The 20,572-nt window shown below is 64.7% G+C and carries 19 protein-coding genes; 13 read left to right on the top strand and 6 right to left on the bottom strand.

Annotated elements, in window-relative coordinates:
* Positions 1 to 7 precede the first annotated feature (7 nt).
* The 4 genes from E8F06_RS20345 to E8F06_RS20360 form a co-directional block, all read right to left on the bottom strand.
* Positions 8 to 1,834, bottom strand: coding sequence for a molecular chaperone (locus E8F06_RS20345; protein ID WP_280370443.1), 1,827 nt, complete (start codon positions 1,832 to 1,834; stop codon positions 8 to 10).
* A gap of 188 nt (positions 1,835 to 2,022) precedes the next feature.
* The gene (gene asd / locus E8F06_RS20350) at positions 2,023 to 2,886 is read right to left on the bottom strand and encodes an archaetidylserine decarboxylase (protein ID WP_280370444.1); all 864 of its coding nucleotides are present in this window, start codon (positions 2,884 to 2,886) and stop codon (positions 2,023 to 2,025) included.
* A gap of 21 nt (positions 2,887 to 2,907) precedes the next feature.
* A complete protein-coding gene (rhdA, locus tag E8F06_RS20355) occupies positions 2,908 to 3,723 on the bottom strand; it encodes a thiosulfate sulfurtransferase (RefSeq protein WP_280370446.1) in 816 nt (271 codons plus the stop codon).
* Between the two features lie 45 nt (positions 3,724 to 3,768).
* Positions 3,769 to 5,292: an HDOD domain-containing protein gene (locus E8F06_RS20360; protein ID WP_280370447.1), complete on the bottom strand. Its 1,524-nt coding sequence runs from the start codon at positions 5,290 to 5,292 to the stop codon at positions 3,769 to 3,771.
* Positions 5,293 to 5,409: 117 nt separating this feature from the next.
* Between E8F06_RS20360 and motA the strand changes: the two genes are divergently transcribed.
* Together motA and motB are read left to right on the top strand one after the other, a co-directional pair.
* The gene (gene motA, locus E8F06_RS20365; protein WP_190831435.1) at positions 5,410 to 6,261 is read left to right on the top strand and encodes a flagellar motor stator protein MotA; all 852 of its coding nucleotides are present in this window, start codon (positions 5,410 to 5,412) and stop codon (positions 6,259 to 6,261) included.
* A gap of 10 nt (positions 6,262 to 6,271) precedes the next feature.
* A complete protein-coding gene (motB, locus tag E8F06_RS20370; protein WP_280370448.1) occupies positions 6,272 to 7,324 on the top strand; it encodes a flagellar motor protein MotB in 1,053 nt (350 codons plus the stop codon).
* Between the two features lie 57 nt (positions 7,325 to 7,381).
* On the opposite strand, the gene rsgA is transcribed toward motB, so the two are convergent.
* Entirely contained in the window at positions 7,382 to 8,413 is a 1,032-nt protein-coding gene (gene rsgA, locus E8F06_RS20375) for a small ribosomal subunit biogenesis GTPase RsgA (protein ID WP_280370449.1), read from the bottom strand.
* 95 nt (positions 8,414 to 8,508) lie between these two features.
* Between rsgA and orn the strand changes: the two genes are divergently transcribed.
* Positions 8,509 to 9,051, top strand: coding sequence for an oligoribonuclease (gene orn / locus E8F06_RS20380; RefSeq protein ID WP_280370450.1), 543 nt, complete (start codon positions 8,509 to 8,511; stop codon positions 9,049 to 9,051).
* A gap of 1 nt (position 9,052) precedes the next feature.
* Here orn and queG read toward each other — a convergent pair whose 3' ends face one another.
* Positions 9,053 to 10,123, bottom strand: coding sequence for a tRNA epoxyqueuosine(34) reductase QueG (queG, locus tag E8F06_RS20385; RefSeq protein WP_280370451.1), 1,071 nt, complete (start codon positions 10,121 to 10,123; stop codon positions 9,053 to 9,055).
* Positions 10,124 to 10,191: 68 nt separating this feature from the next.
* On the opposite strand from queG, the gene E8F06_RS20390 reads away from it, so the two are divergent.
* The 10 genes from E8F06_RS20390 (at position 10,192) to E8F06_RS20435 (ending at position 20,545) form a co-directional block, all read left to right on the top strand.
* On the top strand, positions 10,192 to 11,691 hold the full coding sequence (locus E8F06_RS20390; RefSeq protein WP_280370452.1) for an NAD(P)H-hydrate dehydratase: 1,500 nt from the start codon (positions 10,192 to 10,194) through the stop codon (positions 11,689 to 11,691).
* Positions 11,679 to 12,146: a tRNA (adenosine(37)-N6)-threonylcarbamoyltransferase complex ATPase subunit type 1 TsaE gene (gene tsaE / locus E8F06_RS20395; protein WP_280370453.1), complete on the top strand. Its 468-nt coding sequence runs from the start codon at positions 11,679 to 11,681 to the stop codon at positions 12,144 to 12,146. Before E8F06_RS20390 ends, tsaE begins: the two co-directional genes overlap by 13 nt.
* Before the next feature lie 8 nt (positions 12,147 to 12,154).
* Complete coding sequence (locus E8F06_RS20400; RefSeq protein ID WP_280370646.1) at positions 12,155 to 13,591, top strand: N-acetylmuramoyl-L-alanine amidase; 1,437 nt, start codon at positions 12,155 to 12,157, stop codon at positions 13,589 to 13,591.
* Positions 13,588 to 15,465 carry a DNA mismatch repair endonuclease MutL gene (gene mutL / locus E8F06_RS20405; protein WP_280370454.1) on the top strand — a complete coding sequence of 626 codons (1,878 nt, stop codon included), beginning with the start codon at positions 13,588 to 13,590 and terminating at the stop codon, positions 15,463 to 15,465. The genes E8F06_RS20400 and mutL overlap by 4 nt, the downstream gene beginning before the upstream one ends.
* Positions 15,466 to 15,467: 2 nt before the next feature.
* A complete protein-coding gene (gene miaA / locus E8F06_RS20410) occupies positions 15,468 to 16,442 on the top strand; it encodes a tRNA (adenosine(37)-N6)-dimethylallyltransferase MiaA (RefSeq protein ID WP_280370455.1) in 975 nt (324 codons plus the stop codon).
* 103 nt (positions 16,443 to 16,545) lie between these two features.
* The gene (gene hfq / locus E8F06_RS20415) at positions 16,546 to 16,800 is read left to right on the top strand and encodes an RNA chaperone Hfq (RefSeq protein ID WP_003453015.1); all 255 of its coding nucleotides are present in this window, start codon (positions 16,546 to 16,548) and stop codon (positions 16,798 to 16,800) included.
* Between the two features lie 12 nt (positions 16,801 to 16,812).
* Positions 16,813 to 18,114, top strand: a complete 1,302-nt coding sequence (hflX, locus tag E8F06_RS20420; protein WP_280370456.1) for a ribosome rescue GTPase HflX — start codon at positions 16,813 to 16,815, stop codon at positions 18,112 to 18,114.
* A gap of 96 nt (positions 18,115 to 18,210) precedes the next feature.
* Positions 18,211 to 19,383 carry an FtsH protease activity modulator HflK gene (hflK, locus tag E8F06_RS20425; RefSeq protein ID WP_280370457.1) on the top strand — a complete coding sequence of 391 codons (1,173 nt, stop codon included), beginning with the start codon at positions 18,211 to 18,213 and terminating at the stop codon, positions 19,381 to 19,383.
* Complete coding sequence (gene hflC / locus E8F06_RS20430; protein ID WP_280370458.1) at positions 19,383 to 20,252, top strand: protease modulator HflC; 870 nt, start codon at positions 19,383 to 19,385, stop codon at positions 20,250 to 20,252. The genes hflK and hflC overlap by 1 nt, the downstream gene beginning before the upstream one ends.
* A 107-nt stretch (positions 20,253 to 20,359) precedes the next feature.
* Positions 20,360 to 20,545: a DUF2065 family protein gene (locus E8F06_RS20435; RefSeq protein WP_003453007.1), complete on the top strand. Its 186-nt coding sequence runs from the start codon at positions 20,360 to 20,362 to the stop codon at positions 20,543 to 20,545.
* Positions 20,546 to 20,572 lie beyond the last annotated feature (27 nt).

The following is a 20,572-nucleotide window of genomic DNA, read 5'->3' on the forward strand; positions in this document are numbered from 1 at the left end:
CGGGAATCTACAGCGACTTCCAGAGTGAGTCAAAGTCTTCCTCGCCGCCTTGTGGCTGGCTTCCCGGACCTGTGACCGGTTTCCCTCGTGGCGGTGTCGGCTGCTCGTACACCCGGTATTCGAATTGATTGAAGCTGCCAGTATTGGTGAGTCGCCGGGTGAGCACGGCACGATGCTCGTCGCCGTGAAGATTGATCTGCACCTTGTTGCCTTCCTGGAAGGGCAGGCGCGGGGTGATCAGGGTGGCCGGGCGGGAGATCGCGCCAATTGCCGGCAGTAGCAGGGCGCGCAGGTAATGGCTGTTCTGCTCACCCTTGCGCATCAGCAGTACACCGCAGGATTGCGCCTGGGGGGCCACGAGTTCTATGCCCATCTGGGTGCCACCGCCACGCACCTGGCGGATCCAGCGCACCACGGCGATGCTCCAGCCCTGGCCGGGTGCGTCTTGTACGCCGAGCAGCTCGCCGGCCTGCAGTTGGCTGGGGACTTCCTTGGGCCAGCTCAGGCAATAGCCCCCGGGGCTGTGGTTGACCACAGCGACGTTGAAGGTCGGATAGCTTTCCGGGCCTGTGCTGACCTGGGGCGGCGGCGCGCTGTTTGCGGAAACCGGCCGGCTGTACTCGATCTCCTCCAGCGGTATGCCGCGCTGCCAGCCCTGAGTCGGCTGGGCGTCGAAGGCGTTGGCCCAGACATCCTTCGCTGTTGGCTTGCCGAAGGTGTCGAATACCGCTTGACCGGTATCCTGCGGGAGCTTGAGCACATCGCTGAAGGGACGGCTGCCTGCGAGGAAGAAGTGCAGGGCGCTCATGCCGATGCACAGGGTCAGGCTGCCCTGGCCGGGATTGCGCTGGAAGGTGCGCTCGGAAATGTCGCCCCAGGCCGAACTCACGTGCTGCAGCAGATCGAGGGTCATGCCCTCCGGCACCTGCAGGCGCGACTGGCTACGCTGCTCGACCGGCAGCAGCAGGTATTCCTTGATGGCATCCACCAGCGGCAGCGGGTCGAGGCCCAGCAGGGTGCGCGGCTCCACTTCCTGGAACAGCGACTTGTAACGGGGGGGGCCGTCCAGCTGCGGCGCCACCGCGAAGAGGCTGGACGGCAGCTCGGCGGACTGAAGTCGCACCAGGGCGCTCCAGGGTGCGAGGACTTCAGCCAGGCGGGCAATGCCGATCTGACGCATCTGGTTGCAGCGGGCGCAGCCCAGCAGCAGTGCGGCCAGGTAACTCTGCTCGGTGCTCAGCCCTTGCGTATGGCGGGCCAGCGGATCACGCACGACAACGCGGTGGAGCTGGCGGCTTTCGGCTAGTTGGTAGAGCTGGTGCAGTTCCAGCCAGAGACCTTCGGGGACCGGGCAATAGAGTTGGCTGGAGCGGATCAAGGGGCCGTTCAGGCTGTGCGTCGCCCGTTGCAGGGCAAGGGCGAGGAGCTGGGCGCGGTCGCGATCACGGCTGGGGCGCGACGATTCCTGAACGATGATCAGCTTGTAGCCGATGGCCAGGTGGTTCTGCAGGGCCTGGCAGAGATTGGCGACCTTGCGTGGGCGCTCGTCCAGGACGATGGATTGATTGAGGAAGTGCCTTTCCAGGTGCTGGCAGACGAAATGCACTTCCGGACGAATCAGCTCCAGGAGTTGCAGACGGTTGTCAGTCGGAGTGACCAACTGGTTGAGTTCCACCAGGGCCTGATAGAGCTGACGGGCGGTTTCCCCAAGGTTGGCCTTGGGCAGATGGGCGATCCAGCGTTTCAGCTCACGTGGGGTGGCATCGCAGAAGGACAGGCTCTGTTTGCTAGGGGCGGGTACGCGCAACAGCAGGTGAGGGCTCTGGTGCTCCATCCGGGTCGAGTTCTCCGACATCTCGCGTGAGGTAATGGATTGAATTTCAGCACTCTATCAGCATCCTTGAACAGTGGCAGCCTATCCATGGCTGGGCTGTAGAGGCGTTGGCAGATTGCCGCCAGGGCGTGTCAACTTCCTGATCCAGTCCTGGCCGAACGCTGGGGTTCGGCCGGGATGGCATCCGGTCAGGCGTCCTTCGGCATGGCCAGCAGCTGACCCATCCGCACCTGGCTGCCGGGCCACGCGCTTTCGGCCCAGCGTACCTGGTCCGGACCGAACAGCACGATGGCGGTGGAACCCAGCTTGAAGCGGCCGAGTTCGTCGCCCTTTTCCAGCGTAATCGGCGCACGTGCCGCTTCGTCGTAGCTGAAGGTCTTCAGTTCGCGCTTGGGCGGCGTAACCAGGCCCGCCCAGGTGGTTTCGATGGACGCGACGATCATCGCCCCTACCAGCACTACGGCCATCGGGCCGCGCTCGGTGTCGAAGATGCACACCACGCGCTCGTTGCGGGCGAACAGCTCCGGCACGTTCTCGGCGGTGCTCTGGTTCACCGAAAACAGTCGGCCCGGCACATAGACCATCTCCCGCAGAGTGCCGCCCAGGGGCGCATGCACACGGTGGTAGTCCTTCGGCGACAGATACACGGTGGCGAACTCGCCGCCCATGAAGGGCGCGGCGCGCTCGGCGTCACCGCCCAGCAGTTCCAGCACGCTGAAGCTGTGGCCCTTGGCCTGGAAGCAGCGGCCGTGCTCGATCGGGCCGATCTGGCTGATGGCACCGTCGGCCGGGCAGAGGATGGCGCCGGGTGTTTCGTCCAGCTGACGCGCGCCGGGTTTGAGGGCGCGGGTGAAGAAGGCGTTGAAGTGCTCGTAGGCGGTGACATCCTCGACCAGCGCTTCACTCATGTTCACCTGGTAGCGCTTGGCGAACCAGGTGGTGAAGGCGTTCTTGAGCCAGTGCACGCGGCATTCGGCGATGCAGCCAGCCAGGCGCGACAGCAGGTGATGCGGCAGCAGGTACTGGCTGATGATGAAGAGGCGTTCTTTCATTGGATTTCCTTGATGGGCGCTTCAGCTCTCGACCGGGGTGTCCGGGTGGTTGCCCCATTCGGACCAGGAGCCGGCATAGCCTTTGACGCGCGGGTAGCCCAGGGCCTTGGCCACCAGATAGGTGAAGCCCGAGCGGTGGTGGGTCTGGCAGTGGGTGACGATTTCCTTGTCCGGGGTGATGCCCAGGGACTGCAGGATCTCGGCCATATCGGTGCGGATGCGCAGGGCGCGGGCCGGGTCCATGCCGGCGGTCCACTCGAAGTTGACCGCGCCGGGGATGTGCCCGCCTTTGGCAGCCAGGACCTTGGTGCCGTTGTACTCGCCGGGGCCGCGGGCGTCCCAGATGGCCAGGTCGGCGGCGCCGAGGCGGCTCTGGATGTACTCGCGAGTGGCGGTAGGCTCGTCGTGGAGGGTCAGGGGGATCGGGCCGCCGACCGCTGCCGGTACGGCGTCGCTGGTTTCCCGGCCTTCAGCCAGCCAGGCGTGCAGACCACCGTCCAGATAGTGGTAACGCTGATGGCCGATCACATCCAGCAGCCAGATGAAGCGGCCGGCCCAGCCACCGCCTTCGTCGTCGTACACCACGTAGGTGGCATCGGCGCGATGGCCCAGTTCACCGAACAGTGCTTCGAGGTCGGCCTTGGCGGGCAGCAGGCCCGGTGCCGGCGGCTGGCCGAGCTGGGTGCGCTTAGGATCGACGAAGCGGGCGCCCGGCACGTGGCCGGCCGCGTAACGGGCGGCGCTGGTGAGGTCGACCAGAATCAGCTCGTCGGCACCAAGCAGGGGCGCCAGCTCGGCCGGTTCGATCACCAGCGGCAGGTTGGAGAAGGCAGACATGGAAGCCTCCAGTAATGGGCAAAGTGGCAGATTGTATAGGAAAGCCTAACGGCCGCGTCTGGCGAAGCTGGCGAGCGCACGCTCGATGCATTGGGCCGTCTTGGCGAAGGCGCGCAGGCTGATTTCGGCGAAGGGCGCGCCGTCCTGGTCGGCCACCACCAGCATGGCCACCCGACCGTTCACGGCAATCGAGCGCAGCAGAAGGTGGTGCCCCGGGAACAGGCTCTTCAACTGGCCGGGCAGCAGGGCGGAGAACTGCGCCATGTTGTCCGGCCCCAGGCGTAGCTGGACCGGCTGGCTGAGTAGGCGCCGCAGCACCTGGCTCTGGTTCGGGTCCAGCTGCAGGCCGTTGGCGTCCTTGGGTAGGCCCACCTGCTGCTGGGCGAGCAGGCGGCTGTGGGTGCGGTCGGCCAGCAGCACCAGGACCCGGCGCATGCCGCCGCTTTCCAGGGCGTCGCGGGCGCAGGCGGAAAGCTGCACCACGTTGGCGAAGGGGCTGGGCTCGCGGAGCAGCTCGCCGCAGTGGCGACGCCAGTCTTCCAGGGCGTCGGCGGTAGGGGGCGGTGCTGCAACCGGTTCGCGGCGCAGGCGGTGCTGGTTCCACGGCCAGAGCAGTGCTTCGGCGGGGTGCCAGAGGTCGCCGCGGGCGTGCAGGCGTCCGCTGTGTGCGGCGTGCTGGTGAACCTGCTGCTGCAGTTCGTCCAGCGGCACCTTCATGAACAGTCCGGTGAGGCGCTGCCAGCGCAGGCTGTGTCCATCTCCCCAACCGACATGGGCGGAAACTGCCAGGCCGTTCGCCAGCAGGACGGTGTTGCCGGGCTGGGTCAGCCAGCGACTCAAGATGGGGTCGGCGTCCAGTTGCTGCGTCTGTTGCAGCGGATGTCCATTGTCGCGGGCAATGTGCACGGCCTTGACCAGCATGCGGCGGTCATCGCTCAGCAGGCGATAGCCCTGGATGATCCAGTCGGGCAGCTTCCAGTGCTCGGCGAGGGTCTGGCAGAGGCGCAACAACGGGACGCCGAGCAGTTCGCGTTCGACCTTGGCAGCCGGTTCGCCCTCGCCCAATACGCGCTTCTCCCAGGTATCGAACAGCTCCGGGTGGCTGGCCAGCAGCGGCCAGAGGGGGGAGAGGAACAGCAGGCTGCACCAGTGGATTTCCTGCCAGAGGCGGGCCAGCCGGGCGGCGAACAGACCGTTGGCCTGCTGCGCTGCGTGCTGGCTGATCAGCTGCAGCTGACGCAGCGACTGCGGGATGTCGTCCTCGGGGACGGCGGGCAGGCGATTGAGCAGGACTTCCGCGCGCTTCAGGCCCAGGCGGCTGAGGGCGACTTCCAGGCTTTCCGCCGGGCTGCTCAGCATGTTGCCGGCGGCATTGGCCTCGCGCAGCAGGCTCAGGGCGAGGGCGGGGCTGTCCTGGGTCAGGTCGGCGATATCGCGCAGGGAGCGGCGGCTATCACCCAATGCGCGGCGGACTTTTTCATGGGCGGCGGCGGGGACGGGCAGGCGCACCCCGTCGAGGTGCTTGATCCAGCTGTCGAGACTGCGTGGCACGGGCTTTGCGGTTGACATAGGGGGCCGCCAATCTGGCTTTTCGCCTGAACAGGCTATAGTCTGGCGCATATCTTCCGATAATTAGAAGGGGCTCTTTTCATAACCCTTTCTACTGACTCTTCAAGCTTCCTTCCTATGGCAAAAATCATCGGCATCATCGTCGTATTCGCCAGCGTGCTCGGTGGATACATCCTGTCTCACGGCAAGCTTGCCGCGCTGATCCAGCCCTTCGAGGTGATGATCATCGGCGGCGCGGCGCTGGGTGCCTTCCTCCAGGCCAACCCCGGCAGCACGACGATGATCGTGTTCAAGAAGTCGCTGAAGATGTTCGGCACCCGCTTCACCCACGGCTTCTATCTTGAAGTGCTGCGCCTGCTCTACGAAATCCTCAACAAGAGCCGCCGCGAAGGGATGATGGCCATCGAGGCCGACATCGAGGACGCCCCCGCCAGCCCCATCTTCAGCAAGTACCCGGGCATCCTCAAGGATGAACGGATGACCGCCTACATCTGCGATTACCTGCGCATCATGTCCTCCGGCAACATGGCGCCCCACGAGCTCGAGGGCCTGTTCGACATGGAACTGGCCAGCCTGAAGGAAGAGCTGGAGCACCCGGCACACGCGGTCAACCGTATCGCCGACGGCCTGCCGGGCTTCGGTATCGTCGCGGCGGTACTTGGCATCGTGGTCACCATGGCGATGCTGGGCGAAGCCGAGCAGGCCGCCCTTGGCCAACACGTGGGTGCGGCGCTGGTGGGTACTTTCCTCGGTATTCTCGCGGCTTACGGCTTTTTCGGTCCGCTGGCGGTGTCCCTGGAACACGACGCCCGTGAAGAACTGAACGTATTCGAGGCGATCAAGGCCTGCCTGGTGGCCTCGGCGTCCGGCATGCCGCCGTCGCTGGCGGTGGAATTCGGTCGCAAGACGCTGTTCCCGGCCCACCGCCCGAGCTTCAGCGAGCTGGAGCAGGCCGTACGCGGCAGTTGAAGGCTGAGTCATGGAGAACAACCAGCCGATCATCGTCAAGCGCGTCAAACGCTACGCCGCCGGTCACCACGGCGGCGCGTGGAAGATCGCCTTCGCCGACTTCGCCACCGCGATGATGGCGTTCTTCCTGGTGCTCTGGCTGATGTCCTCGGCCACCCCGGAGCAGAAGAAAGCCATCTCCGGCTACTTCAAGGACCCCATCGGCTTCACCGAAAGCGCCAGCCCGTATGTCATCGACCTGGGCGGCACGCCCACGCCCGCGCCTGACCGCACCTTGAATCCCGAGCTGAAGGATGCCCCCGATTCCCAGGAATCGGCGGCCGACTCCACGGACAAGACCCAGGTGGACGCCAGCCAGGTGGAAACCCTGGCCGACCAGATCGAGCGCGAGCGCCTGGAGCTGTTGCTGCAGGAGTTGCAGAACAAGGTCGAAGAGAACCCTGAGCTGCGCAAGTTCAAGGATCAGATTCTCTTTGAAATCACCCAGGACGGCCTGCGCATCCAGATCATGGATGCCGCCAACCGGCCCATGTTCGACCTCGGCAGCGCACGCCTGCAGCCGTACTTCGAAGACATCCTGTTGATCCTCGCCGAGACCATCAAGGCTGTGCCGAACAAGATCAGCATCAGCGGCCACACCGATGCCAAGCCTTATGCCGGCGCTGGCGATTTCGGCAATTGGGAGTTGTCCGCCGGTCGTGCCAACGCTGCGCGTCGCACCCTGATCGCTGGCGGTTACCCGGAAGACCAGGTGGCGCGGGTGGTGGGTTATGCCTCGTCGGCGTTGTTCGACCGCAAGGACCCGTTCAACCCGGTCAATCGCCGTATCGACATCATCGTCCTTACCAAGAAGGCCCAGCGTGCCATCGAGGGTGAGCAGGGCGACGGTGCCAAGCCTGAGGAAGGGCAGCAGCCCCCGCCTCCCGCCAGTGATGCCGCGCCGTCGGCTCCGGCTATCCCGGCGGGCGATCCGGCCGCGCCCGTGCAGCCGCGTGAGCTGCGGGAGAAGCTGAACATCTTCGAAGACGGCGTGCTGAAGATGGACCAGCCCAAGGGGCAGTGATTGCCGCACTAATGAAAAGGCCACGCATTGCGTGGCCTTTTTCGTTTCCGCCGAGCCTCAGTACTCGTCTTGGGGCAGGCTGGCGAGGATGTGCCGGTAGCTCGCCATCCGTTGCGGATGCACGCGGCCATCTTCCAACGCCTTGAGCAGGGCGCAGCCCGGTTCGCGGTCGTGCTTGCAGTCGCGGAAGCGGCAGGTTCCGAGCAGCTCGTTGAACTCGACGAAGCCGGCCTCTACATCGCCGCGGCTGACATGCCCCAGACCGAACTCGCGGATACCGGGGGAGTCGATCAGCTCGCCACCGCCCGGGAAGTGGAACAGGCGCGCCGTCGTGGTGGTGTGGGTGCCCTTGCCGGTGAGTTCGGACAGCGCGCCTACGCGAGTGTCCACGCCCGGCAAGAGGCTGTTGACCAGCGACGACTTGCCCACGCCGGACTGGCCGACGAACACGCTGATGTGGCCGTCGAGCCGGGCCATCAGGTCTTCCATGCCGCCGCCTTCGCGCGCCGATACTTCCAGCAGCGGGTAGCCCAGTTGGCGATACACGCCGAGCAGGTCGTCGAGCATGGCGGCGTTTTCGTCATCCACCAGATCGGCCTTGTTCAGCAGCAGTAGTGGGTGAATGCCAGCGTGCTCGGCCGCAATCAGGTAACGGTCGATCAGGTTGGCGTGCGGATGCGGGAGCGGGGCGAAGACGATGACGATCTGGTCGACGTTGGCCGCCACCGGCTTGAGCACGCCTCGCATGTCCGGCCGGCACAGCTCGGAGCTGCGGGGCAACTGGGCGACGATCACGCCGCTGCCCTGGTTGCCATGGCGCCAGACCACGCGGTCGCCGGTGACCAGCGGCGGTAGGTTGGCACGCAGGTGGCAACGCACGATTTCGCCGGACTGTTCACCTTCCAGGGCTTCAACTTCCACCTGGACGCCGAAGTGGGCGATCACCAGGCCCGTTTGCTCGGGGCCGAGGTCGCCTCCCTCGAGTTCTTCGAGTGCGCGCGACTCCCGCTTGGCTGCGCGGGCGGCGCGCTCCTCCTGAATCTTCTCGATGCGCCAGCTCTGCCGGCGGGTAAGTTGGCGTTTGGCCATGGTGGTTCCGCTTGAAAAAAACCGCGCGAGTTTAGCACGCAGCCCGCAGCAGCAGGCTCTAAGCTAGAATGCGCGCTTCGCCCTGGAGACCGAATATGCAGAATGCCCTGAACCTGATCTGGATCGATCTGGAAATGACCGGCCTGAACCCGGACACGGACGTGATCATCGAGATGGCCACCATCGTGACCGACAGCGATCTGAACGTGCTGGCCGAGGGACCGACCATCGCGATCCACCAGAGCGACGAGATTCTCGCCGGCATGGATGAGTGGAACACGCGCCAGCATGGCCAGAGCGGCCTCACCCAGCGAGTGCGCGAAAGCCAGATCAGCATGGCGGAAGCCGAGGCTCAGACCCTGGCCTTCCTCGATCAGTGGGTGCCCAAGGGCAAATCGCCGATCTGCGGCAACAGCATCTGCCAGGACCGCCGCTTCCTCTACCGCCACATGCCGCAGCTGGAAGCTTATTTCCACTACCGCAACCTCGATGTGTCCACCGTGAAGGAGCTGGCTGCACGCTGGGCGCCGAAAGTGCGTGACGGGGTGAAGAAGAGCAGCAGCCACCTGGCGCTGGATGACATCCGTGACTCGATCGCGGAGCTACAGCATTACCGGGAACACTTCTTCAAGATCTGATTCAGGCCGCGCTTGCCCCATGGCGGGCGAGCGCCCACTCCACATGCTCGCGCACCAGCGCCGACGGATGTTCGCGGCGCAGCCGCAGGGCCTCCAGCACCGGAATGCTCGAAGGCGCATTGCCAAGTCCCACTGCCAGGTTGCGCAACCAGCGCTCATAACCTGCGCGGCGCAGGGGTGAGCCTTCGGTGCGGCTGAGGAACTCTTCCTCGCTCCAGCGGAACAGTTCCGCCAGTTCTGCATTGTCCAGGCCATGGCGCGGTTGGAAGTCGCCTTCGCCGGAAGGGCGGGCGAAGCGGTTCCAGGGGCAGACCATCTGACAGTCATCGCAGCCGAACACGCGATTGCCGATCAGCGGACGCAGGTCTTCGGGAATGCTGCCCTTGTACTCGATGGTCAGGTAGGAAATGCAGCGCCGCGCGTCCAGTTGGTAGGGACCGACGAAAGCCGCAGTCGGGCAGATGTCCAGGCAGGCCGAGCAGCGGCCGCAGTGCTCACTGCCATGGGGATCGTCCACCGGCAGCGGGGCGTCGACAAACAGTTCGCCGAGGAAGAAGTAGCTGCCGGCCTTGCGGTTGAGTACCAGGGTGTTCTTGCCGATCCAGCCGAGGCCCGCCTGCTCGGCGATGGCCTTCTCCAGTACCGGCGCGCTGTCGACAAAGGCGCGGTAGCTGAACGGACCTATGGCCTTCTCGATGCGCTCGGCCAAGTGCTGCAGGCGTTTGCGGATCAGCTTGTGGTAGTCGCGGCCCAGGGCGTAGCGCGAGACATAGGCCTTCTCCGGTTGCCCCAGCACCTTGGCCATTCGCGTGTCGCCGGGCAGGTAGTCCATGCGCAGGGAGATCACCCGCAGCGTGCCGGGTACCAGTTCGTCTGGGTGAGAACGCTTGCTGCCGTGGGCGGCCATGTAGTCCATCTCGCCCTGGTAGCCGGCCTCCAGCCAGCGTTGCAGGTGGCCTTCATGCTCGCCGAGCTCCACGCCGGTGATGCCCACCTGCTGGAAGCCTAGTTCGCGGCCCCACTCCTTGATGGATTGGGCGAGCGTGGCGAGATCTTGCGTGGAAAGGGTCATGCTGGTGCGAGCAACCGGTGTCGAGGTGGATATAATTCTGCCAGACCTCGCTGCTGCAACCGAATCCCATGCTTTCTTACCGCGACGACCTGCCCATTTCGCTCCATTCTGCCGCCCAGGTGCGGGACCTCGATGCGCGCCTCATCGCCGCCGGCACGCCCGGCTTCGAGTTGATGCAGCGTGCCGCCCACGCGACCTGGCGCGCCCTGCGTCGGCGTTGGCCGGAAGCCGGCAGCCTCAGCGTGCTGGCCGGGCGGGGTAACAATGCCGGCGATGGCTACCTGGTTGCGGCCCTGGCCCAGCGTGCTGGTTGGCACGTGAAGGTACTGGCCGTGGGCGCTGCCGATGCGCTGACCGGCGACGCGGCGCTGGCGCGGGATGAGGCCGCCGCCGTAGGCGTCACCATTCAGCCCTGGAGCGAATGCGCCGTCCTTGAGGGCGTGGTGGTGGATGCCCTGCTGGGCACCGGGCTGTCTGGCGATGTGCGTGAACCCTACGCCCAGGCCATCCGCCTGCTCAACGCCAGTGGCCTGCCGGTACTGGCCGTGGACATCCCATCCGGCGTCTGCGCCGACACCGGCCGCGTGCTTGGCGTGGCGGTGCGTGCGGACCTGACGGTGACCTTCATCGGACTCAAGCTGGGTTTGTTTACCGCCGATGCTCCGAACCAGGTGGGCGAGCTGGTTTTCGACGATCTGCAGGCCGATCCTGCCCTGGTCGCGGTGACGGCCCGTATCGCCGAACGTATGGCGGCCGGCAGCCTGAGGCGCCTGGCGCCGCGTCCGCGCACCGCGCACAAGGGGCAGTTCGGCCACCTGCTGGTGGTCGGCGGCGACCGTGGGCTGGGCGGCGCAGCGCTGCTTGCGGCGGAGAGTGCGCTGCGAAGCGGGGCCGGGCTGGTGTCGCTGGCGACCCGGCCGGAGCACGTGATGGCCGCTCTGGCACGGCGTCCGGAAGTGATGTGTGCCGGCGTGAGCTCGGCCAACCAGCTGCTGGCCCTGGCGGACAGGGCTGATGTGGTGGTGGCGGGGCCTGGCCTGGGGCAGGACGCCTGGGGGCGCAGCCTGCTCAGCGTCCTCGCTGGCCTGGAATCGTTCCAGGTATGGGACGCCGATGCGCTCAATATGCTGGCGGGCGAGCACGTCCGCCTGCCTGCGGGCAGCGTGATCACGCCTCATCCGGGCGAGGCCGCGCGCCTGCTGGGAATTTCCACTGCCGAGGTTCAGGCCGACCGGCCGCGCGCGGTGCTTGCTCTGGCGCAGAAATTCGATGCTGTCGTCCTGCTTAAGGGCGCCGGCAGTCTGGTGGCGGCCCCCGATGGCCGTCTCGCACTCTGTGATCGCGGCCATCCGGTCATGGCCGGAGCCGGGCTCGGCGATGTACTCGCCGGGTTGATAGGTGCCTTGCTCGCCCAGGGGATGGACGCCTACTCGGCCACCCGCCTGGCCGTTTGGCTACACGCCTGCGCGGGCGAGAGCCTGGCCCGGGGCGGCCGGGGGCTGGCAGCCAGTGATCTCATTCCGACCATTCGTCAGTTGCTCGAGGAGTTTGCACCGTGCCTGAAGTGATCCTGTATGCCGAAGGCGAGGAGGCCATGATGGCCCTCGGCGCTCGTCTCGCGACCCTGACCGAAGGGCACGGCATTCTCTATCTGCACGGGGATCTTGGAGCGGGCAAGACCACGCTATCTCGCGGCCTCCTGCGGGGGTTGGGTCATGGCGGTGCGGTGAAAAGCCCCACCTTCACCCTGGTCGAGCCTTATGAAATAGGTGACAAGCGCGCCTTCCATTTCGATCTATATCGTCTGGCCGACCCGGAAGAACTGGAATTTCTGGGTATCCGCGACTACTTCGAAGGCGACGCGTTGTGCCTGATCGAGTGGCCCCAGCGGGGCGCCGGCATTTTGCCAAAGGCCGACCTGGACATTAACATTACGCCGCAAGCGGGCGGCCGTTCGCTGCGTTTTTCGCCACATACCAAACGTGGCGAAGCATGGTGTGCCGCCCTGGCCTTGGGAGCATGAAAACAAAGATGGGGTGGGGTATGCGCTCGCGCGCACTGTTTGCCGGGATTGGGGTTCTACTTGCGGCGTTCGCCGCTGATGTCCTGGCTGCCGCGGAGGTCCGCGGGGTGCGGCTTTGGCGCGCGCCTGACAATACCCGACTGGTCTTCGATCTATCCGGACCGGTGCAGCACTCCGTCTTCACCCTGACGGCTCCCAACCGCATCGTCATCGATATCAATGGCGCCCAGCTGGCAACCAAGCTGGAGCAGTTGTCCCTCAGCAACACCCCGATTACCAGTGTCCGCTCCGCCCAGCGCAGCCCTACCGACTTGCGCGTGGTGATCGACGTGTCGTCCGCCGTGACGCCGAAGAGCTTCTCCCTGGCGCCCAACCAGCAGTACGGCAACCGTCTGGTGGTGGACCTGTTCGACCCGGAAGCGGCCGCCAGCGAAGCCAGTGCGCCCCAAGTGGCCACCGCGCCGAGCACGCCGCAACCGCCGGTGACGCCGACCCAGCCGGCGCCCAGCAAGCTGCCGCCGGTGCCGGGTGGCAAGCGTGACATCGTGGTCGCCATCGACGCCGGCCACGGCGGTGAAGACCCGGGTGCCCTCGGACCCAAGGGCCAGCACGAGAAGAACGTGACCCTGGCCATCGCCAAGGAACTGCAGCGCCAGATCAGCCAGGAGAAGGGCTTCCGTGGCGAGCTGGTACGTACCGGCGATTACTTCATCCCGTTGCGCAAGCGAACCGAAATCGCCCGCAAGAAGGGTGCTGACCTGTTCGTTTCCATCCACGCCGATGCCGCGCCCAGTCGCAGCGCGTTCGGTGCTTCGGTATTTGCCCTGTCCGATCGCGGTGCAACCTCGGAAACCGCGCGCTGGCTGGCTGATAACGAAAACCGCTCCGACCTGATTGGCGGAGATGGCAGTGTCAGCCTTGACGACAAGGACCGCATGCTCGCTGGCGTTCTGCTCGACCTGTCGATGACCGCGACCATGTCCTCCAGCCTCAATGTTGGCCAGAAGGTGTTGTCCAACGTCAGCAAGGTCACCCCGCTGCATAAGCGCCGGGTGGAACAGGCCGGCTTTATGGTGCTGAAGTCGCCGGACATCCCCTCGATCCTGGTGGAGACCGGCTTCATCTCCAACCATAACGAATCGCAGAAGCTGGCTTCGCCGGGCCACCAACAGGCACTGGCGCGCTCGATCAAGGCTGGCGTCAAACAGTTCTTCCAGCAGAACCCGCCGCCCGGCACCTACATCGCCTGGCTGCGTGACCAGGGCAAGATCGCCATCGGTCCACGCGAGCATGTCGTGACCTCCGGCGAAAGTCTGGCGCTGATCGCCCAGCGTTATGAGGTGAGCGTTGCGACACTGCGCAAAGCCAACTCTCTGTCCAGCGACAACGTCAAGGTTGGCCAGGTCCTCAACATCCCAGCCGCGACCCTGGCGGCCCAGCCATGAGCAACTTGCCGCGTATCCAGCTGCTCACTCCGCGGCTGGCGAACCAGATCGCCGCCGGTGAGGTGGTCGAGCGTCCCGCCTCGGTCATCAAGGAACTGCTGGAAAACAGCCTGGACGCCGGTGCCCGGCGCATTGACGTCGAGGTGGAGCAGGGCGGCGTCAAGCTGTTGCGGGTGCGCGACGATGGGGGCGGTATTCCGCCCGAGGACCTGCCGCTGGCCCTGGCGCGTCACGCCACCAGCAAGATTCGCGACCTGGAAGACCTCGAACGGGTGATGAGCCTGGGCTTCCGTGGCGAAGCGCTGGCCTCCATCAGTTCCGTTGCGCGCCTGACCATGACCTCGCGTACCGCCGACGCCGACCAGGCCTGGCAGGTGGAGACCGAAGGTCGTGACATGGAGGCACGGGTTCAGCCTGCCGCCCACCCCGTCGGTACCTCGGTGGAAGTGCGAGACCTGTTCTTCAACACGCCCGCACGACGCAAGTTCCTGCGTGCGGAGAAGACCGAATTCGATCACCTGCAGGAAGTCATCAAGCGCCTGGCCCTGGCCCGCTTCGATGTGGCGTTCCATCTGCGCCATAACGGCAAGACCATCTTCGCCCTCCATGAGGCGCGCGACGCCATTGCCCGCGCCCGCCGCGTCGCCACGGTCTGTGGGCCGGCGTTCCTGGAGCAGGCTCTGCCCATCGAGGTGGAGCGTAACGGCCTGCATCTCTGGGGCTGGGTTGGCCTGCCGACCTTTTCCCGCAGCCAGGCGGATCTGCAGTACTTCTATGTGAATGGACGTATGGTGCGCGACAAACTGGTCGCCCACGCGGTGCGCCAGGCTTATCGCGACGTGCTGTACAACGGCCGGCACCCGACCTTCGTGCTGTTCTTCGAGGTCGATCCTGCGGTCGTCGACGTCAACGTGCACCCGACCAAGCACGAAGTGCGCTTCCGTGACAGTCGCATGGTCCACGACTTCCTCTATGGCACCCTGCACCGCGCCTTGGGCGAGGTGCGTCCTGAAGACCAACTGGCTGCGCCGGCTGCGACCGATGCCGTCGTGCGTCCGACCGGCCTTGCCGCTGGCGAGTTTGGTCCCCAGGGTGAGATGAGTCTCGCGGCCAATGTGCTGGAGCGGCCTGCCGCCGAGCCAGCCTGGCGCCCGCCGACAGGGGGCTACCAGGCGCCGCGTCCGCAACCTGCCGTACCGATCGCCGAGGCCCAGGGCGCCTATCGCGAGTACTTCGCACCGCTGCCCGGCGCCTCCGCACCTGCCGCGCTGCCGGAAGCCCAGGGCGATGTGCCGCCGCTGGGCTACGCCCTGGCTCAGCTCAAGGGCATCTACATCCTGGCGGAGAATGCCCAGGGGCTGGTGCTGGTAGATATGCACGCGGCCCATGAACGCATCACCTATGAGCGGCTGAAGGTCGCCATGGCCAGTGAAGGGCTCAAGGGGCAGCCGTTGCTGGTACCGGAATCCATCGCCGTCAGCCAGCGCGAGGCCGATTGCGCCGAGGAGCACGGCGAGTGGTTCCGCCGCCTGGGCTTTGAACTGCAGCGCCTTGGTCCGGAAACCCTGGCTATTCGCCAGATTCCGGCCCTCCTGAAACAGGCAGAGGCCTCGCAATTGGTACGCGACGTCCTGTCCGATCTATTGGAATACGGCACCAGTGACCGTATCCAGGCGCACCTGAATGAATTGCTGGGCACCATGGCCTGCCATGGCGCCGTGCGTGCCAATCGCCGTCTGACCCAGCCGGAAATGAATGCCCTGCTGCGAGATATGGAACACACCGAACGCAGCGGCCAGTGCAACCACGGGCGTCCGACCTGGACGCAGCTGGGCATGGATGACCTGGACAAGCTGTTCCTGCGCGGTCGCTGATCATGACTGAACGGCTGCCGCCGGCAATTTTTCTCATGGGGCCCACTGCCGCCGGCAAGACTGACCTGGCGCTGGAGTTGGCGCGGACGCTGCATTGCGAATTGATCAGTGTCGATTCGGCATTGATCTACCGCGGCATGGACATCGGCACCGCCAAGCCGGACAAGGCCACCCTGGCCGAATTTCCCCATCGGCTGATCGATATCCGCGATCCGGCCGAAAGTTACTCCGCCGCTGAATTCCGCGCCGATGCACTGGCTGCCATGGCGGAAATCACCGCCCGGGGGAGGATTCCGCTGCTGGTGGGCGGCACCATGTTGTATTACAAGGCGTTGCTGGAGGGGTTGGCGGATATGCCCAGCGCCGACCCTGAGGTGCGCGCCGAGCTGGAAGCCCGTGCCGCCCGCGAAGGCTGGGATGCTCTGCATCGGGAGCTGGCAGCGGTCGACCCGGAATCTGCCGCGCGTATCCATCCCAACGACCCCCAGCGGCTGACTCGCGCACTTGAGGTCTACAAGGTCAGCGGGCTCACCATGACCGCCCATCGACAGCGTCAGGCTGCGCAAAATACGGCCGGGAACACGCCAGGAACGGCGCATTTGCCGTATACTGTCGCGCACTTGGCCATTGCGCCGGCGAATCGCCAGGTACTGCACGAAAGAATTGCGCAACGTTTTCGCTTGATGCTGGAACAGGGCTTCATCGAAGAGGTCGAAGCGCTGCGCCGCAGAAGTGACTTGCATGCGGGACTGCCGTCTATAAGGGCGGTCGGTTATCGCCAGGCCTGGGATTACCTGGATGGCGTGCTGACCCGGGACGAGATGGAGGAGCGAGGCATCATCGCCACTCGTCAACTCGCCAAGCGACAGTTCACCTGGTTACGCAGTTGGTCCGATCTGTACTGGTTGGACAGCCTGGCTTGCGACAATCTGCCGCGTACCTTGAAATACCTGAGGTCGGTCTCCATATTGAGCTGAGACCTCACCGGTTACCGTCTATCCTTGGGGGTAGGGCGGATACCAGTCATCTTTTCTTGTCATTTGAAAACTAAAACGATTGATCCCTAAAGGAGAGCGGCACATGTCAAAAGGGCATTCGCTACAAGACCCTTACCTCAATACCCTGCGTAAGGAACGCGTACCGGTTTCCATCTATCTGGTAAACGGCATCAAGCTGCAAGGCCAGATCGAATCCTTCGACCAGTTCGTGATTCTGCTGAAGAACACTGTCAGCCAGATGGTCTACAAACACGCCATTTCCACCGTTGTACCGAGTCGTCCGGTACGCCTGCCCAGCGCCTCCGAGCAGGAGCAGCCTGAGCCGGGTAACGCCTGATAGGAGACTGCTTTGTTTTTCGAACGCCCTGGCGGTGGTGAACGGGCCATCCTGGTTCATCTGGAAGGTCAAGATCCCGAGGCGCGCGAAGACCCGCAGGAATTCCTGGAACTTGCACGTTCGGCCGGTGCGGACACGGTGGCATTCGTCTCCGTTACCCGTCACCAGCCAACGGCCAAGTACCTGATCGGCAGCGGCAAAGTTGATGAATTGCATGACCTGGTGAGGGCCGAGAAGGCTGAACTGGTCATCTTCAATCACACCCTCACGCCCAGCCAGGAGCGCAACCTCGAGCGCGCCTTCGAGTGCCGGGTGCTTGACCGTACCGGTCTGATTCTCGACATCTTCGCCCAGCGTGCCCGCACCCATGAGGGCAAGCTGCAAGTCGAACTGGCCCAGCTCAACCATATGAGCACGCGCCTGGTGCGTGGCTGGACTCACCTTGAGCGCCAGAAAGGTGGTATCGGCTTGCGTGGTCCGGGTGAAACCCAGTTGGAAACCGACCGTCGCTTGCTGCGAATTCGTATTCGCCAGATCAAGCAGCGTCTCGAGAAGGTGCGCAGCCAGCGCGAGCAGGCCCGTCGTGGGCGCAAGCGTGCGGATATTCCCTCCGTGTCCCTGGTCGGCTACACGAACGCTGGCAAGTCCACGCTGTTCAATGCGCTGACCACTTCCGAGGTTTATGCCGCTGACCAGTTGTTCGCCACCCTCGACCCGACCCTGCGCCGGCTTGAGCTGGATGACCTGGGTCCGATCGTGCTGGCCGACACCGTGGGCTTCATTCGTCACCTGCCGCACAAGCTGGTGGAGGCCTTCCGGGCTACCCTTGAAGAATCTGCCAGCGCTGACCTGCTGCTGCATGTGATCGACGCCCATGAGCCAGAGCGCATGGCGCAGATCGAGCAGGTGCTGGCAGTGCTGGGCGAGATCGGCGCTGAAGGCCTGCCTATGCTGGAGGTCTATAACAAGGTCGACCTGCTGGAAAGCGTCGAGCCGCATATCCAGCGCGATGGAGACGGCAAACCCGAACGGGTGTGGCTGTCTGCGCGCGACGGCAGCGGCCTGGAGCTGCTGGAGCAGGCGGTAGCCGAGTTGCTGGGTGAGGACCTGTTCGTGGGTACCCTGCGACTGCCACAGCGTTTCGGCCGGTTGCGGGCCCAGTTCTTTGCCCTTGGTGCGGTGCAGACCGAGGATCACAACGAGGTCGGTGAGATTCTCCTCGCAGTGCGTCTGCCGCGCGTTGAGTTGAATCGATTGGTCAGTCGCGAAGGCTGGCAGCCGAGCGAGTTTCTAGAGCAACACACTTTGCAATAAAGCCCGTTTAGGTGATTTTGCGGTGGGCTGCGGGCTTGGGTAGCATGGGCGGGCGCGCCGTGGGCGCGTCTTTGCTTTATCAGTATGGAGAGCGCTATGGCTTGGAACGAGCCGGGTGGCAACTCGAATAACCAGGACCCCTGGGGTGGACGCCGTGGTGGCGACCGCAAAGGGCCACCGGACCTGGACGAGGCCTTCCGCAAGCTGCAGGACAGCCTGAACGGATTGTTCGGCAGCGGCAAGAAACGTGGCGGCGGCGGCGATGATGGCGGCGGCAGATCGGGCGGTTTCGGCCTGCTCGGCATCGGCCTGGCCCTGCTTGCCGTGGTCTGGCTGTACAGCGCGGTCTATGTGGTGGATGAGCAGGAGCAGGCCGTGGTGCTGCGCTTCGGCAAGTACTACGAGACTGTCGGCCCCGGCCTGAACATCTACTTCCCGCCGATCGATCGCAAGTTCCAGGAGAACGTCACCCGCGAGCGTGCCTATAGCAAGCAGGGGCAGATGCTCACCGAGGACGAAAACATCGTCGAAGTGCCGCTCACCGTCCAATACAAGATCAGCAACCTTCAGGACTTCGTTCTTAACGTCGACCAGCCTGAAGTCAGCCTGCAGCACGCCACCGAGAGTGCCCTGCGTCACGTCGTCGGCTCTACCGAGATGGACCAGGTGCTGACCGAGGGCCGTGAGCTGATGGCGAGCGAGATCAAGGAGCGTCTGCAACGCTTCCTCGACACCTACCGCACCGGCATCACCGTTACCCAGGTAAACGTGCAGAGCGCGGCAGCACCGCGTGAAGTGCAGGAAGCCTTCGACGACGTGATCCGTGCCCGTGAGGACGAGCAGCGCGCCAAGAACCAGGCTGAAGCCTACGCCAATGCCGTGGTGCCCGAGGCTCGTGGCCAGGCCCAGCGCATCATCGAGGACGCCAATGGCTACCGCGATGAAGTGATTGCTCGTGCCCAGGGTGAAGCCGATCGCTTCAGCAAGCTGCTGGTCGAGTATCACAAGGCGCCGGAAGTCACTCGCCAGCGTCTGTACCTCGAAACCATGCAGGATGTGCTGGCCAACACCAGCAAGGTGCTGGTCTCCGGCAAGGACGGACAGAGCAACCTGCTCTACCTGCCGCTGGACAAGATGATCGATAACCGTGGCTCCAGCCAGGCGCCGGTAGCGCCGGCAGCATCGGCCGCCGCGAGCGGCAGCGACCTCGGATCGCGCGTCGCCACTGACTTGCAGCAGCGCAATCTGCGTTCCAGGGAGAGTCGCTGATGAGCAATAAATCACTGTTTGCCCTGATCGGCGGCGTGGTGGTGGCACTGCTCCTTTGGAGCAGCCTGTACATCGTGTCGCAGACCGAGAAGGCGGTGCTCCTGCAGTTCGGCCGCATCGTCGAGGCTGACGTCCAGCCCGGCATCCACTTCAAGATTCCGTACGTCAACCAAGTGCGCAAGTTCGACGCGCGTCTGCTGACCCTGGACTCGCCGACCCAGCGCTTCCTCACCCTGGAGAAGAAAGCGGTGATGGTGGATGCCTACGCCAAGTGGCGCGTGGCTGATGCCGAGCGTTTCTATACCGCGACTTCCGGCATGAAGCAGATTGCCGACGAGCGTCTGTCCCGTCGTCTTGAAGCCGGCCTGCGCGACCAGTTCGGCAAGCGCACCCTGCACGAAGTGGTATCCGGTGAGCGCGATGCGCTGATGGCGGACATCACGGCTGCCCTCAATCGCATGGCCAGCAAGGAGCTGGGCATCGAGGTGGTGGATGTGCGGGTGAAGGCTATCGACCTGCCCAAGGAAGTGAACCGCAGCGTGTTCGAGCGGATGAGCACCGAGCGTGAGCGTGAAGCTCGCGAGCACCGTGCCAAGGGTTCGGAACTGGCTGAAGGCATTCGTGCCGACGCCGATCGTCAGCGCCGCGTGCTGCTCGCTGAGGCCTATCGTGAAGCCGAGGAAGCCCGAGGTGACGGTGATGCCAAGGCGGCCGCAATCTATGCCAAGGCGTACGGTCAGGATCAGGAGTTCTACTCCTTCCACCGCAGCCTCCAGGCCTATCGCGAAAGCTTTGCCAACAAGAGCGACGTGATGGTGCTGGACCCCAATAGCGATTTCTTCCGCTATCTGGACAAGGCTGCACGCTGACGCAAGGCCCCCGGTGGACACTCATCGTCCGCCGGGGTGACCGTCAGGGAAAACGTGTTATCATGGGTCAGCCGGGAAATCCCGGCTTTTTTGCGTCCGCGGGAATCATGTGGCAGGAACTCGGCATTGCCTTTTGTCTGATGCTGGTGCTGGAAGGCATCCTGCCCTTCCTCTATCCGCGCCGTTGGCGCGCCGCGGTGCTTGGGTTGGCGGAGTTCAAGGACCGCCATCTCCGCCTGATGGGCCTGTCCAGCATGTTGCTGGGGACTGGCCTCCTTTATCTGCTTCACTGATGGCTTGCCGCCCGGTTGAGAGGGGAT

Source organism: Pseudomonas sp. BN411, from assembly GCF_029871235.1.
Lineage (GTDB): Bacteria > Pseudomonadota > Gammaproteobacteria > Pseudomonadales > Pseudomonadaceae > Metapseudomonas.

Excerpts from the sequence above, each read along its gene's own strand:
- E8F06_RS20345 (WP_280370443.1), bottom strand. The coding sequence starts at position 1,834 with ATGGAGCACCAGAGCCCTCACCTGCTGTTGCGCGTACCCGCCCCTAGC.
- asd (WP_280370444.1), bottom strand. The coding sequence starts at position 2,886 with ATGAAAGAACGCCTCTTCATCATCAGCCAGTACCTGCTGCCGCATCAC.
- rhdA (WP_280370446.1), bottom strand. The coding sequence starts at position 3,723 with ATGTCTGCCTTCTCCAACCTGCCGCTGGTGATCGAACCGGCCGAGCTG.
- E8F06_RS20360 (WP_280370447.1), bottom strand. The coding sequence starts at position 5,292 with ATGTCAACCGCAAAGCCCGTGCCACGCAGTCTCGACAGCTGGATCAAG.
- motA (WP_190831435.1), top strand. The coding sequence starts at position 5,410 with ATGGCAAAAATCATCGGCATCATCGTCGTATTCGCCAGCGTGCTCGGT.
- motB (WP_280370448.1), top strand. The coding sequence starts at position 6,272 with ATGGAGAACAACCAGCCGATCATCGTCAAGCGCGTCAAACGCTACGCC.
- rsgA (WP_280370449.1), bottom strand. The coding sequence starts at position 8,413 with ATGGCCAAACGCCAACTTACCCGCCGGCAGAGCTGGCGCATCGAGAAG.
- orn (WP_280370450.1), top strand. The coding sequence starts at position 8,509 with ATGCAGAATGCCCTGAACCTGATCTGGATCGATCTGGAAATGACCGGC.
- queG (WP_280370451.1), bottom strand. The coding sequence starts at position 10,123 with ATGACCCTTTCCACGCAAGATCTCGCCACGCTCGCCCAATCCATCAAG.
- E8F06_RS20390 (WP_280370452.1), top strand. The coding sequence starts at position 10,192 with ATGCTTTCTTACCGCGACGACCTGCCCATTTCGCTCCATTCTGCCGCC.
- E8F06_RS20400 (WP_280370646.1), top strand. The coding sequence starts at position 12,155 with ATGGGGTGGGGTATGCGCTCGCGCGCACTGTTTGCCGGGATTGGGGTT.
- mutL (WP_280370454.1), top strand. The coding sequence starts at position 13,588 with ATGAGCAACTTGCCGCGTATCCAGCTGCTCACTCCGCGGCTGGCGAAC.
- miaA (WP_280370455.1), top strand. The coding sequence starts at position 15,468 with ATGACTGAACGGCTGCCGCCGGCAATTTTTCTCATGGGGCCCACTGCC.
- hfq (WP_003453015.1), top strand. The coding sequence starts at position 16,546 with ATGTCAAAAGGGCATTCGCTACAAGACCCTTACCTCAATACCCTGCGT.
- hflK (WP_280370457.1), top strand. The coding sequence starts at position 18,211 with ATGGCTTGGAACGAGCCGGGTGGCAACTCGAATAACCAGGACCCCTGG.
- hflC (WP_280370458.1), top strand. The coding sequence starts at position 19,383 with ATGAGCAATAAATCACTGTTTGCCCTGATCGGCGGCGTGGTGGTGGCA.
- E8F06_RS20435 (WP_003453007.1), top strand. The coding sequence starts at position 20,360 with ATGTGGCAGGAACTCGGCATTGCCTTTTGTCTGATGCTGGTGCTGGAA.